We start from the raw sequence: 13,702 nt of genomic DNA on the forward strand, positions 1-13,702 counted from the left end.
ATACTGATTGGCATTAACGTCAGTGGATTTTCGGCAGATACACTTCCCGACAGCGATTACGCAGACGACACTGGTCGAGCCGCACACTTTGCGCGCCTCAAACAATGACCGCGTTCGATCGCCGCACGTTTCGGGTTCCTTTCAGCGCAGATGACGAGAACGCCATGGCCGGGTTAATTCCCCAGAGCTTCATTGACGACCTTCTGAACCGCACCGACATCGTCGATGTGGTCAGCTCGCGCCTGCAATTGAAAAAGGCCGGCAAGAACCACACCGCCTGCTGCCCGTTCCACAAGGAAAAGACTCCATCGTTCAGTGTCAGCCCCGACAAGCAGTTCTATTACTGCTTCGGTTGCGGCGCTGGCGGCAACGCCCTCGGCTTCATCATGGACCACGACAACCTGGATTTCGTCCAGGCCGTCGAAGAGCTGGCCAAAGCCGCCGGTATGGAAATCCCCCGCGAAGAAAGCGGCCGCCCGCATAAACCGCGACAGCCAACCGATTCGCCGCTGTATCCGCTACTCAGCGCCGCCGCCGACTTTTATCGCCAGGCCCTGAAAAGTCATCCATCGCGCAAGGCCGCCGTGGACTACCTGAAAGGGCGCGGGCTGACCGGCGAAATTGCCAGGGACTTCGGCCTGGGTTTTGCTCCGCCTGGCTGGGACAACCTGTTCAAGCACTTGAGCAGCGATACCCTGCAACAAAAAGCCATGATCGATGCCGGCCTGCTGATCGAAAACGCCGAAAGCGGCAAACGTTACGACCGCTTCCGCGACCGCGTGATGTTCCCGATCCGCGACAGTCGCGGGCGCGTCATCGCCTTTGGCGGCCGGGTATTGGGCGACGACAAGCCGAAGTACCTGAATTCCCCGGAAACTCCGGTTTTCCATAAAGGCCAGGAACTCTACGGCCTGTACGAAGCGCGCAAGACCAACCGCAATCTCGACGAGATCATCGTCGTCGAGGGTTACATGGACGTCATAGCCCTGGCCCAGCAAGGCCTGCGCAATGCCGTTGCGACCCTGGGCACCGCTACCAGCGAGGAACACCTCAAGCGACTGTTTCGCGTCGTGCCCAGCGTGCTGTTCTGCTTCGACGGCGATCAGGCCGGTCGCAATGCGGCATGGCGGGCGCTGGAAGCGACACTTTCGAGCCTGCAGGACGGTCGTCGCGCACGTTTTCTGTTCCTGCCCGAAGGCGAAGACCCGGACACCCTGGTCCGCTCCGAAGGCACCGATGCCTTCCGCGCACGGATCAACCAGCACGCACAGCCTCTGGCCGATTATTTCTTCCAGCAGCTGACGGAAGAAGCCGACCCGCGCTCGCTCGAGGGCAAGGCCCACATGGCCACCCTCGCCGCGCCACTGATCGACAAAGTCCCCGGCGCCAACCTGCGCACCTTGATGCGTCAGCGCCTGAGCGAAATCACCGGTCTTAGCGGCGAAGCAGTGAGCCAGCTGGCACAAAGCGCCCCGCAAGAAGCACCGCCGGCCTACGACCCGGGCATCGATTACGACGCAATGCCCGATTACAGCGACTATCATCAGCCGCAGGCACAGGAAATGTATGTGCCGCAGCAGGAATGGACGCCGAAGAAACCGGGTGCAGGAGGCAAGAAATGGGACAAGAAACCATGGGACAAGAATGGCAAGCGAGGCGGTGATCGCGATCAACCCCGCGCGCCACGGGTGCCCGCCGCCGTAGAACCGCCAACCCTCGCCGCCTTGCGCACGCTGCTGCATCACCCGCAATTGGCCGAAAAAGTCGAGGATGCCGGGCACTTCGCCGCCGAAGATCACACCAACACACAATTGCTGGTGGCGCTGCTCGAAGCCGTGCAGAAGAATCCCAAGCTAAACTCAATTCAGCTGATTGCCCGTTGGCACGGCACAGAACAAGGCCGCCTGCTCAAAGCCCTGGCGGAAAAGGAATGGCTGATTGATGGAGACAACCTTGAACAACAGTTTTTCGACACCATTACTAGCTTGTCGGCCCGCCAACGCGAGCGAAACCTGGAACAACTTCTTAGAAAAGCACGTCAAAGCGAATTGACCAGCGAAGAGAAAAATCAACTGCGCGACCTCTTGAGTCGCAATGTTTCCGCATCAAACCCGACCTCAACTGGCGCGTGAGGTCATTGCTCAGGTATAATCCTCGGCTTGTTTTTTGCCCGCCAAGACCTTCAGTGGATAGGGTGTTATGTCCGGAAAAGCGCAACAGCAGTCTCGTATCAAAGAGTTGATCACCCTTGGTCGTGAGCAGGGCTACCTGACTTACGCGGAGGTCAACGACCACCTGCCGGAGGATATTTCAGATCCGGAACAGGTGGAAGACATCATCCGCATGATCAATGACATGGGGATCAACGTATTCGAGGTTGCGCCAGATAAGGATTCCCTTATGCTGGCCGACGCCGATACCGACGAAGCCGCAGCCGAAGAGGCCGCTGCAGCGTTGGCTGCGGTCGAGACCGACATTGGTCGCACTACCGACCCGGTGCGCATGTACATGCGCGAAATGGGTACGGTGGAGCTCCTCACACGTGAAGGCGAAATCGAAATCGCCAAGCGTATTGAAGAGGGCATCCGTGAGGTGATGAGCGCAATCGCGCACTTCCCCGGCACGGTTGATCATATTCTCTCCGAGTACACCCGCGTCACCACCGAAGGTGGTCGCCTGTCTGACGTCCTGAGCGGTTATATCGACCCGGACGACGGCATCGCGCCGCCTGCGGCAGAAGTGCCGCCGCCGATTGACGCGAAAGCCGTCAAGGCGGATGACGATTCCGACGACGAAGACGGTGAGGCCTCGGATGACGAGGAAGAAGCCGAAAGCGGTCCGGATCCAGTCATCGCTGCACAGCGCTTCGGCGCTGTGGCCGATCAGATGGAAATCACCCGCAAGGCGCTGAAAAAGCACGGTCGCAACAACAAGGCAGCAATTGCCGAGCTGTTGGCCCTGGCCGAGCTGTTCATGCCGATCAAACTGGTGCCGAAGCAATTCGAAGGCCTGGTCGAGCGTGTTCGCAGTGCCCTCGATCGCCTGCGTCAGCAAGAGCGCGCAATCATGCAGCTCTGCGTTCGTGATGCACGCATGCCGCGTGCCGACTTCCTGCGCCAGTTCCCGGGCAACGAAGTCGACGAAAGCTGGAGTGATGCCCTGGCCAAAGGCAAAGGCAAATACGCTGAAGCCATTGGTCGTCTGCAGCCGGACATTATCCGTTGCCAGCAGAAGCTGACCGCGCTGGAAGCCGAAACCGGTTTGACCATCGCCGAGATCAAGGACATCAACCGTCGCATGTCGATCGGTGAGGCCAAGGCCCGCCGCGCGAAGAAAGAGATGGTTGAAGCCAACTTGCGCCTGGTGATCTCCATCGCCAAGAAGTACACCAACCGTGGCCTGCAATTCCTCGATCTGATCCAGGAAGGCAACATTGGCTTGATGAAAGCGGTAGACAAGTTCGAATACCGCCGCGGCTACAAATTCTCGACTTATGCCACCTGGTGGATCCGTCAGGCGATCACTCGCTCGATCGCCGACCAGGCCCGCACCATCCGTATTCCGGTGCACATGATCGAGACGATCAACAAGCTCAACCGCATTTCCCGGCAGATGTTGCAGGAAATGGGTCGCGAACCGACCCCGGAAGAGCTGGGCGAACGCATGGAAATGCCTGAGGACAAGATCCGCAAGGTATTGAAGATCGCAAAAGAGCCGATCTCCATGGAAACCCCGATCGGTGATGACGAAGACTCCCACCTGGGTGACTTCATCGAAGACTCGACCATGCAGTCGCCAATCGATGTTGCAACCGTTGAGAGCCTTAAGGAAGCGACTCGCGAAGTGCTGTCCGGCCTCACTGCCCGTGAAGCCAAGGTACTGCGCATGCGCTTCGGTATCGACATGAATACCGACCACACCCTCGAAGAGGTTGGTAAGCAGTTCGACGTGACCCGTGAGCGGATTCGTCAGATCGAAGCCAAGGCGCTGCGCAAGCTGCGCCACCCGACGAGAAGCGAGCATCTGCGCTCCTTCCTCGACGAGTGATCACAGAACCCCCGGCCCAGGCCGGGGGTTTTGCTTTGTACAGATTAAATCCCCCCGCTCCCCCCCTCCGCCCTGTAGCCGTCTACACTCGAAACATTCCCCCGAGCCATAACGAGACCGTTATGCCCAGACTGCCGACCGTGCTTTTTTTGCTGTCGCTGATGACCTGGACCGCAACGGCTGGCGCGCTGACTCTAACCGACGAAGAACGTAGCTGGCTGGCGGGTCACCCGGAATTGCGCCTGGGTGTCGATGCCTCGTGGCCGCCCTTCGAGTTTCGTGACGATGAGGGCCGCTACCAGGGCCTTGCCGCGGATTACATCGAGGTCATCCGCAAAAGGCTGGCAACCCGGCTCACACCCATCGAGCCGGTGAGCTGGACCGCCGTCCTGGAACAGGCCAAAAAGGGCAAACTGGACTTGCTGCCGGGCATCATGTCGACCCCTGAACGCCAGAAATACCTGTCGTTCACCCGCCCCTATCTGGATTTTCCGATTGTCATCCTGGCCCATGTCGGGGGCCCCCAGCCACATAACCTGCAAGACCTGTACGGCCTGAAAATCGCTGTAGTGGAAAACTACGCTCCCCACGAACTGCTGCGCACCCACCATCCCGACTTGAACCTGGTGGCGATGCCCAACGTCAGCTCGACGCTACAGGCGCTGGCCACCGACGAAGTGGACGCCGTGGTGGGCGATCTGGCTTCCAGCGTCTGGAGCCTGCGCCAACTCAAGCTCGATGGGTTGTATGTCAGTGGTGAAACCCCCTATCGCTATCAACTGGCCATGGCTGTACCCCGCGACAACAAGATGCTGGTCGGCATTCTCGACAAAGTCCTGGCGGACATGAGCCCCGCTGAAATCAGCGCTATTCAGGAACATTGGGTCGGCAACGTCCTCGATCATCGAACTTTCTGGAATGACCTGCTGGTGTATGGCCTGCCCGGATTGCTGCTGCTTTCTACCGTGCTGGCGGTGGTTATCCGCATCAACCGCCGCTTGAGCTCGGAAATCGCCCGCCGGGTCGACCTTGAACAGGAACTGCGCAGCAGCGAATACCACTACCGAGGCCTGGTGGAGAGCCTGTCGGCCATCGCCTGGGAAGCAAAAGTCACCGACTTCACCTACAGCTATGTATCGCCCCACGCCGAAGACCTTCTCGGTTATCCCCTGTCCCATTGGCTGATTCCGGGCTTCTGGCGCAACATCATTCACCCCGCCGACCTGACCCGCGCCCAGACCTTCTGCGATCACGAAGTACTGGCCGGGCGCGATCACCGCCTCGACTACCGGGTGATCACCGCCGACGGCCGCTGCCTGTGGGTGCGCGATATCGTCAGCCTGATCGAACACGGGCATGAGCCGGTGCTGCGCGGGTTGATGATCGATATCACCGACGCCAAGCGCACCGAGGAAGCGCTGCGCCTGTCGGAACAGAAATTCGCTTCCGTGTTCCAGCAATGCCCGGACATTCTGGTGATCGCTCGCCTGAGCGACGGTTGTCTGCTGGAAGTCAACGAAGCGTTCGAAGAACAGATCGGCCTCAAGGCCGAGGACGTCATTGGCCAGACAGCCACCAACCTGAACATCTGGGGGATTCCCGGTGTTGGGCCGGGTCTGTTGCAACGCTTGCAGGCCGGCAGCATCCGCAACCTGGAAATGCCCTTTCGTCGCAGCAACGGCCAGGTGTTTACCGGACTGATCTCCGCCGAACCGTTCAACCTCGACATGACACAGGCGCTGGTGGTCGTGGTGCGGGACATCACCCAACTCAAGGAAACCCAGCAACAGCTGCAAACTTCCGAAGAAAAATTCGCCAAGGCTTTCCATGCCTCCCCCGACGGCTTGCTGCTGTCGCGGCAAAGCGATGGCCTGCTGTTGGAAGTCAACGAGGGTTTTAGCCGCATCACCGGGTTCAACAGCGCCATGTCGGTGGATCGTTCGGCGCTGGACCTGGGGATCTGGGTCAACCTCAATGAACGCAAGCAAATGCTCGATCTGCTGCACCGGGACGGTTTTGTCCGCGACTACAGTTGCCATATCCGCCGCAGCGACGGGCAGATCCGCCTTTGTGAAGTGTCCAGCCGTCCGCTGCCGATTGGCGATGAAGACTGCATGCTGACCATCGCCCGGGACATCACCGAGCGACACCTGATGCAGGAAAAACTGCAACAGGCCGCCACCGTGTTCGAAAGCACCGCCGAAGGCGTGTTGATCACCGATACCCAGCAGCACATCAGCGCAGTCAACCGTGCGTTTTCCGAAATCACCGGTTACAGCGAAAGCGAAGCGCTGGGCCACACGCCGCGCCTGCTCGCCTCGGGCCTGCATGACAGCGCATTCTATGCGGCCATGTGGCATCAATTGACCGCCGAAGGTCATTGGCAAGGCGAGATTTCCAATCGACGCAAGAATGGCGAGCTGTACCCGAGCTGGCTGACCATCAGTGCCGTGCGCAACCACGACAAGTTCATCACCCACTTTGTCGCAGTATTCGCCGACATTTCCAGCCTCAAGCATGCCCAGGCCAAACTCGACTATCAGGCACACCACGACCCGCTGACCGGCCTGCCGAACCGCACGCTATTCGAAAGCCGCTTGTTGACGGCGCTCAACAACCAGCAGGAAAACGGCGGCCAGGGTGCCGTGCTGTTCCTCGACCTTGACCGCTTCAAGCACATCAACGACAGCCTCGGCCACCCGGTCGGCGACCTGCTGCTCAAGGGCATTGCCGTACGCCTCAAGGAGCAGCTGCGTGACATCGACACCGTTGCGCGCCTGGGTGGCGACGAGTTCATCATTCTGTTGCCGGGCCTGCAACAATCCAGCGATGCCGACCACATCGCCACCAAGTTGCTCAACTGTTTCGGCGCGCCGTTCCAGGCTGGCGAACACGAGTTTTTCATCAGCGCCAGCATCGGCACCAGCCTCTATCCGAAGGATGGTTGCGACGTTGCCACACTGATCAAGAACGCCGACGCCGCGATGTACCGCTCCAAGGCCAAGGGCCGCAACCGTGTCGAAAGCTACACCCGCGACCTCACCGCTCAGGCCAGTGAACGCGTGGCGCTGGAACACGAACTGCGCCGCGCCATCGAACGCAATGAGCTGCACCTGTGCTACCAACCGAAAATCAGCCTCGAAGACTACAGCCTGGTCGGTGCCGAAGCACTGATCCGTTGGCGCCATCCGACCTTTGGCGACGTGCCGCGAGAACACTTCATCCCGCTGGCTGAAGAAAACGGCATGATCCTGCAAATCGGCGACTGGGTCCTGGAAACCGCCTGCCGGCAGATGGCCGAATGGCACCGGCTGTACGGAAGTCCCGGCCCGCTGTCGGTCAACCTTGCCGGTGCCCAATTGCGCCAACCCAACCTGCTGGGCCGTATCGAGCAGTTGCTCAAGGACAACGGCCTCAACCCCGGCTTCCTGCAACTGGAAATCACCGAAAACTTCATCATGAGCCAGGCCGAAGAAGCGCTGGCGGTGCTGCACCAACTCAAACATCTGGGCGTGCAACTGGCCATCGATGACTTCGGCACCGGTTACTCGTCCCTGAGTTACCTCAAGCGCCTGCCGCTAGACATCCTCAAGATCGATCAGTCCTTCGTCCGCGGCCTGCCGGACGATCCCCATGATGCGGCGATCGTACGGGCCATCATTGCGCTCGGACGCAGCATGCCATTCACCGTGATTGCCGAAGGGGTCGAGACCCTGGCGCAACAACAATTCCTCGCCGCCGAGGGCTGCGAGCAAATCCAGGGCTACATCGTCAGCCTGCCCCTGACAGCGGACGAATTTGCCGCGACATTTCTTCGTACAACCGTAATGGCTTTTTCAGATAGCACAGCCGCGAAACCGTCGTTATAATCCGCGGCCTACTGAGGGCCTATAGCTCAGTTGGTTAGAGCAGAGGACTCATAATCCTTTGGTCCACGGTTCAAGTCCGTGTGGGCCCACCAAACAAGAAAGCCGCGCATTGCGCGGCTTTCGCCAGATCTGATGATTGACGCGGGTAGCAACTTTCATTAGATTTGCCCCATCGAAGCGACTGACCGGATGAGATTGAGCGCTTCCCAGCGGCGAAAGCCGTAACCGTGCAAGGCGGTTCGCAAGTGGTGTCCGGATCTGTTTTACCGAATCGAAGAAGACGCCTGCGGCGTCTTTTTTCGTTTCTGTCCCTAGCGTTTGGTCGAACTCGGTTGCCGTAAATAAACCTTACCGCACAGCAACATAAAGCCGATCTTCCCCAGCAACCTCGGCGGTTGCCTGGTTTGGTGATATGCACTTTCAACCACCAGATTCAGATCCTGCGGTTTTTCCTCCGCGGCCCGACGCAGTTCAAAAAACACGTGATAAGGCCCGGCCGGGTCCAGAATCATCATAGAGAAAGCCCAATTGCGCCGCGTCGCAGTCTCACGGACCTTGGACTGGGGATGATTTAACCGATGTATCACTGCCGGCAGCGCTAATGACAGCCGATAACGGATTGAACAGAAGGTGCGCGGTCGTCCGGCACTATCAAGAATGATTGGCTCTGCGACTGGATGCGTCTCTGCGTCGTAACCCTGGCTGAAACAGTGATTCGAAAAAGTGACATGCACCCGCAAGTCACGCTTGGCCAACTGACTCGAAATCGTGAAGTTGAATGGTTCTAGGTGAGCAAAATCGTAGGTCTGATCGCCAATGGTCAGTGCTGGAAAATAGGCGGTCACTTCCGTCTCCACTCCGCCAACTTCGAACCAAGGTCCGACGTCACGAAAAAGAACGAATGATCGACAAGAGACCGCTGCCGTGTATGTCAGGCATTTCCGAAAAAGATGTTGCTCAATCGCCCTGAGGCAGATCTGTTTTCGGGGAGAGGCAGCCAAACATGAAACCCGCGCAATGCGCGGCTTTTTCGTGTCTGACGTTTAGTTTTGTTTACTTATGGACTCGCTTTATCGGATGACGCCTTAGGACCTTGTAGGCAAACTCCGAATCTTGCATTTGGGCACTTTGCCGCCTTGTTGCGCTTTTCTTCGACGGGATAGTCTCCGGACGTCGCTGACCAATCAGTGATCGGGCTTGGAAACCCGACGAAATTAGACGCAACAGTTTGCCCATCTCAATCTCGAGTTATGGCGGCTGTGCGTGGGACGTCCATGGACGTGCCGGTTTCCTAGTTTCCCGGTTTTCCAACCTGCGCGCAGCTGCCACCCATTCGCTTGGAAACGAATGTGACAGCTCCTTAAAAAATTAGGAGTTTGAACATGAGCACATCCACACCTTCAGAACTCAAAACCATCGGCTTCACCCCCTTCCTGTATCTCTCGAATCAACCCCTGTTCCACGTCTGCCGCGACGTCCCCATCGCCGACGCCCTAGCCCAAGCCTCCGACCTGCTGTTCCTCGCCAAATCCCTCACCGTGGACGCCGCCTACGCCCAAGACTCCGACCGCCACGCCTGGGCCGCGCATTACCTGACGACGATGAGCAAAGCGGTGATTGATGATGTGGTGAAGGTGCTGACGCGGCGGTCTGTTCAAACGAGAGATGGAGCAGATCGATAGAACAACGCGTAATCACGCCGCCTGAAAAGTCCCAAAAAGGGACCAAGCGTTCCCTTTTTGGGACTGATAGCACCAGACTTTTCGCCCTTCGCTACCTCCAGTGCTGAACGACATCGCTGCAGCTGTCAGTCCAAACACGTAACGAAGGTATGGCCTGCACCGCCCGCAGCCGTTCCAGCATCTGCCCCGTCAACACAACCTCATACGTATCCGCCGCCCTTCCCCACTGCTCCACGATGGCCATTGCGTCCACCAGCGCCCCGGCCAATTCGGCAATCGTCCCGGCCTGATCCTCGATGATTTTTTGCGTCCGAGCCCACAGCCGATCAGTCATCGCCTTGAGCTGCGCCGTTATGCGTTCAGACGACGCTGGATCGGTATCGGGATAGGCGATATTACGCAGCAGATGCTGAAGCTCCCTGATTTTTGCGTAATCCTGTTCCGCCCCCTGCTCGCCTTTGAGGATGGCGGCGGCTTTGGGCTTATCGACGCGTTTTGCGGCTGAAGGTTTTGAAGGCAGTGTCTGCGCCATTGCGCCAGCCAGGAGCACCATCATCCGGGCTTCCAGATGTTCCTTCATGGCTTCCATCGACGAAATGGGGCGCACCAACGTAATGGAGGCCCCTCCCTGGTGGCGCAAGTCCTTGGTCACTGTCAGGGTCACGCCGCCCGTTTCAAATCCCAGGGCGCGGGCTACCACGTAGTGCCCCATTTCGTGATGGGCGATCTGCAATGCACGGTCCCGTACAGCAGCAGGTAGCTTTGTTGTCATGTCCTTGGCCTCTCACCCTCGACTGCATCAATCTTAGTCGATTGCCCACTCTCTTTCGGCCACAAGCGTCGCGTCGAACGAGCCTGTAACATGCTGGACCATTGATTCACGCCTCTGGAGCCACGCCGTTGCCCGACACTCGCCCCCCTGTTCTCGACGAAATCGATCGCCAACTGATCGCAGCCCTGCAGATCAACGCCCGCGAGAGCGTGGCCATGCTTGCCCGGCAGTTGGGCATCGCCCGCACCACGGTCACCTCGCGTCTGGCGCGGCTGGAAAAGGCCAAAGTGATCACCGGCTACGGTGTGCGCCTCGGTCAGCGGGTGGTGGATGGCGGGTTGCAGGCGTATGTCGGGATCACTGTGCAACCGCGCTCCGGCAAGGAGGTGTTGCGACGTCTGAGCGCAATGGCGCAGGTGCAGCAGTTGTGTGCGGTGAGTGGCGAGTTTGATTATGTGGCGTGGTTGCGCACCGATTCACCGGAGCAGCTGGATCAGTTGCTGGATCAGATTGGCAGTGTGGATGGGGTGGAGAAGACCACGACCTCGATCATCTTGAGCAGCAAGATTGATCGGGGGCAGCCGGTTTGACATTCCAATTCAGCTTTCATGGGTGTCTGAGCTGACGCCATCGCGAGCAGGCTCGCTCCTACAGTGGGCAGTGTGCATCAATAGATCGTCATATTGATCATCTAACTGGCAAAACGACGACACTTTGCGTCTTATTAACGTGCTCCGCGCTCTCTAGAATGGCTGGCATCTTTTCCTATACTCAGATGCGCATTCCGCGTCGAGTCGCCAGTAAGGTCAGCCATGAACAAGAACAATCGCCATCCTGCAGACGGTAAGAAACCAGTCACCATTTTCGGCCCGGACTTTCCTTTCGCCTTCGACGACTGGATCGAACACCCGGCCGGGCTGGGCAGTATTCCCGAGCATAGTCACGGTGCCGAAGTGGCGATTGTCGGCGGCGGGATCGCCGGCCTGGTGGCGGCGTATGAGCTGATGAAGCTGGGCCTGAAACCGGTCGTCTACGAAGCCTCGAAAATGGGCGGCCGCTTGCGCTCTCAGGCGTTCAATGGCGCCGAAGGCATCATTGCCGAACTGGGCGGGATGCGCTTCCCGGTGTCGTCCACCGCGTTTTATCACTACGTCGACAAGCTCGGCCTGGAAACCAAACCGTTTCCGAACCCGCTGACGCCGGCTTCGGGCAGCACGGTGATCGACCTCGAAGGCCAGACTCATTACGCACAGAAGCTGTCGGACCTTCCTGCACTGTTCCAGGAAGTGGCTGACGCCTGGGCCGATGCCCTGGAAGCCGGTTCGCAGTTCTCCGATATCCAGCAAGCCATCCGTGATCGTGATGTGCCACGCCTGAAAGAGCTGTGGAACACCCTGGTGCCGTTGTGGGACGACCGCACCTTCTACGACTTCGTCGCCACTTCCAAGGCGTTCGCCAAGCTCTCCTTCCATCACCGCGAAGTGTTCGGCCAGGTCGGTTTCGGCACCGGCGGCTGGGATTCGGACTTCCCGAACTCGATGCTGGAAATCTTCCGCGTGGTCATGACCAACTGCGACGATCACCAGCACCTGGTGGTCGGCGGCGTGGAGCAGGTGCCCCTGGGCATCTGGCGCCATGTGCCGGAGCGTTGCGCGCACTGGCCGGCGGGCACCAGCCTCAGCTCCCTGCACAACGGCGCACCGCGTACCGGCGTGAAGAAAATCGCCCACGCGCCGGGCGGCCGTTTCGCCGTCACCGACAACTGGGGCGACACCCGCGAATACGCCGCAGTGCTGACCACCTGCCAGAGCTGGCTGCTGACCACCCAGATCGAATGCGACGAAACCCTGTTCTCGCAAAAGATGTGGATGGCCCTGGACCGCACTCGCTACATGCAATCGTCGAAGACTTTCGTGATGGTCGACCGTCCGTTCTGGAAGGACAAGGATCCGGAAACCGGCCGCGACCTGATGAGCATGACCCTCACCGATCGCCTGACCCGCGGTACTTACCTGTTCGACAACGGCGACGACAAGCCCGGGGTGATTTGCCTGTCGTACTCATGGATGAGCGACGCGCTGAAAATGCTGCCGCAGCCGGTGGAGAAACGCGTGAAGCTGGCGCTGGATGCGTTGAAGAAAATCTACCCGAAAGTCGACATCGCCGCGCGGATCATCGGCGACCCGATCACCGTTTCGTGGGAAGCCGACCCGCATTTCCTCGGCGCCTTCAAAGGCGCCCTGCCCGGCCATTACCGCTACAACCAGCGTATGTACGCACACTTCATGCAGGACGACATGCCCGCCGAACAACGCGGAATTTTCATTGCCGGCGACGATGTTTCGTGGACGCCGGCCTGGGTCGAAGGCGCGGTGCAGACCTCGCTCAACGCAGTGTGGGGCATAATGAAACACTTCGGCGGTGCAACTCACGCCGAGAATCCGGGTCCAGGAGATGTGTTCAACGAGATCGGACCGATCGCCCTGCCCGAGTAAGAGGATTCCGAAATGCGCGTAGCCCTTTACCAATGTCCACCACTGCCGCTGGATGTCGCCGGCAACCTGCAACGCGTGCAGCAGCTTGCGCTGGAGGCAAAAGGCGCCGATCTGCTGGTGCTGCCGGAGATGTTCCTGACCGGCTACAACATCGGCGTCGATGCCGTCAGTGTGCTGGCGGAAGTGCATAACGGTGAATCGGCGCAGCAAATTGCGCGCATTGCCAAGGCTGCCGGGATCGCCATTTTGTATGGCTATCCCGAGCGCACCGCCGACGGGCAGATCTACAACGCTGTGCAGTTGATCGACGCCAATGGCGAGCGCCTGTGCAACTACCGCAAGACCCATCTGTTCGGCGATCTGGATCACTCGATGTTCAGCGCCGGCTCAGACGAGTTTCCCATCGTTGAACTCAACGGCTGGAAGCTCGGTTTCCTGATCTGCTACGACCTGGAATTTCCGGAAAATGCCCGACGCCTGGCCTTGGCTGGTGCAGAGCTGATTCTGGTGCCGACTGCGAACATGATTCCGTTCGATTTCGTCGCCGATGTCACCGTGCGCTCCCGCGCCTTCGAAAACCAGTGCTATGTGGCTTATGCCAACTACTGCGGCCACGAAGGCGACATCCACTATTGCGGTCAAAGCAGCATCGCCGCACCGGATGGCAGCCGCATCGCTCAGGCAGGCCTTGATGAAGCATTGATTGTCGGTGAGTTGGATCGTCAGTTGATGGTCGACTCCCGCGCCGCCAATCGCTACCTGATCGATCGTCGTCCCGAGCTTTACGGCGACCTGAACAAGCGCTAGTCCACTGTAATCCGCTAGCATTGGCACTTC

The 13,702-nt window shown here is 59.0% G+C and carries 9 protein-coding genes and 1 tRNA gene; 8 read left to right on the top strand and 2 right to left on the bottom strand.

The window, feature by feature from the left end:
* Positions 1-164 precede the first annotated feature (164 nt).
* From dnaG to KGA83_RS09215, 4 genes are all read left to right on the top strand, one after another.
* Positions 165-2,132 carry a DNA primase gene (gene dnaG, locus KGA83_RS09200; protein ID WP_008017402.1) on the top strand — a complete coding sequence of 656 codons (1,968 nt, stop codon included), beginning with the start codon at positions 165-167 and terminating at the stop codon, positions 2,130-2,132.
* Positions 2,133-2,199: 67 nt separating this feature from the next.
* A complete protein-coding gene (gene rpoD, locus KGA83_RS09205; protein ID WP_108216913.1) occupies positions 2,200-4,047 on the top strand; it encodes an RNA polymerase sigma factor RpoD in 1,848 nt (615 codons plus the stop codon).
* A gap of 122 nt (positions 4,048-4,169) precedes the next feature.
* Entirely contained in the window at positions 4,170-7,916 is a 3,747-nt protein-coding gene (locus KGA83_RS09210; RefSeq protein ID WP_108216914.1) for a bifunctional diguanylate cyclase/phosphodiesterase, read from the top strand.
* 15 nt (positions 7,917-7,931) lie between these two features.
* Positions 7,932-8,008, top strand: a tRNA-Ile gene (locus tag KGA83_RS09215).
* 219 nt (positions 8,009-8,227) lie between these two features.
* Here KGA83_RS09215 and KGA83_RS09220 read toward each other — a convergent pair.
* A complete protein-coding gene (locus tag KGA83_RS09220; RefSeq protein ID WP_177413280.1) occupies positions 8,228-8,761 on the bottom strand; it encodes a hypothetical protein in 534 nt (177 codons plus the stop codon).
* A 537-nt stretch (positions 8,762-9,298) separates the two neighbouring features.
* Between KGA83_RS09220 and KGA83_RS09225 the strand changes: the two genes are divergently transcribed.
* The gene (locus tag KGA83_RS09225; protein WP_108216916.1) at positions 9,299-9,598 is read left to right on the top strand and encodes a DUF3077 domain-containing protein; all 300 of its coding nucleotides are present in this window, start codon (positions 9,299-9,301) and stop codon (positions 9,596-9,598) included.
* A 91-nt stretch (positions 9,599-9,689) separates the two neighbouring features.
* On the opposite strand, the gene KGA83_RS09230 is transcribed toward KGA83_RS09225, so the two are convergent.
* Positions 9,690-10,370 carry a peptidase M41 gene (locus tag KGA83_RS09230; RefSeq protein ID WP_223529507.1) on the bottom strand — a complete coding sequence of 227 codons (681 nt, stop codon included), beginning with the start codon at positions 10,368-10,370 and terminating at the stop codon, positions 9,690-9,692.
* A 128-nt stretch (positions 10,371-10,498) separates the two neighbouring features.
* On the opposite strand from KGA83_RS09230, the gene KGA83_RS09235 reads away from it, so the two are divergent.
* From KGA83_RS09235 to KGA83_RS09245, 3 genes are all read left to right on the top strand, one after another.
* Positions 10,499-10,960: an Lrp/AsnC family transcriptional regulator gene (locus KGA83_RS09235; protein WP_007980298.1), complete on the top strand. Its 462-nt coding sequence runs from the start codon at positions 10,499-10,501 to the stop codon at positions 10,958-10,960.
* A gap of 222 nt (positions 10,961-11,182) precedes the next feature.
* On the top strand, positions 11,183-12,865 hold the full coding sequence (locus KGA83_RS09240) for a flavin monoamine oxidase family protein (RefSeq protein WP_108216918.1): 1,683 nt from the start codon (positions 11,183-11,185) through the stop codon (positions 12,863-12,865).
* A 12-nt stretch (positions 12,866-12,877) separates the two neighbouring features.
* Positions 12,878-13,672 carry a carbon-nitrogen hydrolase family protein gene (locus KGA83_RS09245; RefSeq protein WP_108216919.1) on the top strand — a complete coding sequence of 265 codons (795 nt, stop codon included), beginning with the start codon at positions 12,878-12,880 and terminating at the stop codon, positions 13,670-13,672.
* The last annotated feature ends 30 nt before the right edge of the window (positions 13,673-13,702 follow it).

Origin of the sequence: Pseudomonas sp. GL-R-19, assembly GCF_019956375.1 — a bacterium.
Taxonomy (GTDB): Bacteria; Pseudomonadota; Gammaproteobacteria; order Pseudomonadales; family Pseudomonadaceae; genus Aquipseudomonas.

Excerpts from the sequence above, each read along its gene's own strand:
- KGA83_RS09240 (WP_108216918.1), top strand. The coding sequence starts at position 11,183 with ATGAACAAGAACAATCGCCATCCTGCAGACGGTAAGAAACCAGTCACC.
- KGA83_RS09245 (WP_108216919.1), top strand. The coding sequence starts at position 12,878 with ATGCGCGTAGCCCTTTACCAATGTCCACCACTGCCGCTGGATGTCGCC.
- dnaG (WP_008017402.1), top strand. The coding sequence starts at position 165 with ATGGCCGGGTTAATTCCCCAGAGCTTCATTGACGACCTTCTGAACCGC.
- KGA83_RS09230 (WP_223529507.1), bottom strand. The coding sequence starts at position 10,370 with ATGACAACAAAGCTACCTGCTGCTGTACGGGACCGTGCATTGCAGATC.
- KGA83_RS09225 (WP_108216916.1), top strand. The coding sequence starts at position 9,299 with ATGAGCACATCCACACCTTCAGAACTCAAAACCATCGGCTTCACCCCC.
- rpoD (WP_108216913.1), top strand. The coding sequence starts at position 2,200 with ATGTCCGGAAAAGCGCAACAGCAGTCTCGTATCAAAGAGTTGATCACC.
- KGA83_RS09210 (WP_108216914.1), top strand. The coding sequence starts at position 4,170 with ATGCCCAGACTGCCGACCGTGCTTTTTTTGCTGTCGCTGATGACCTGG.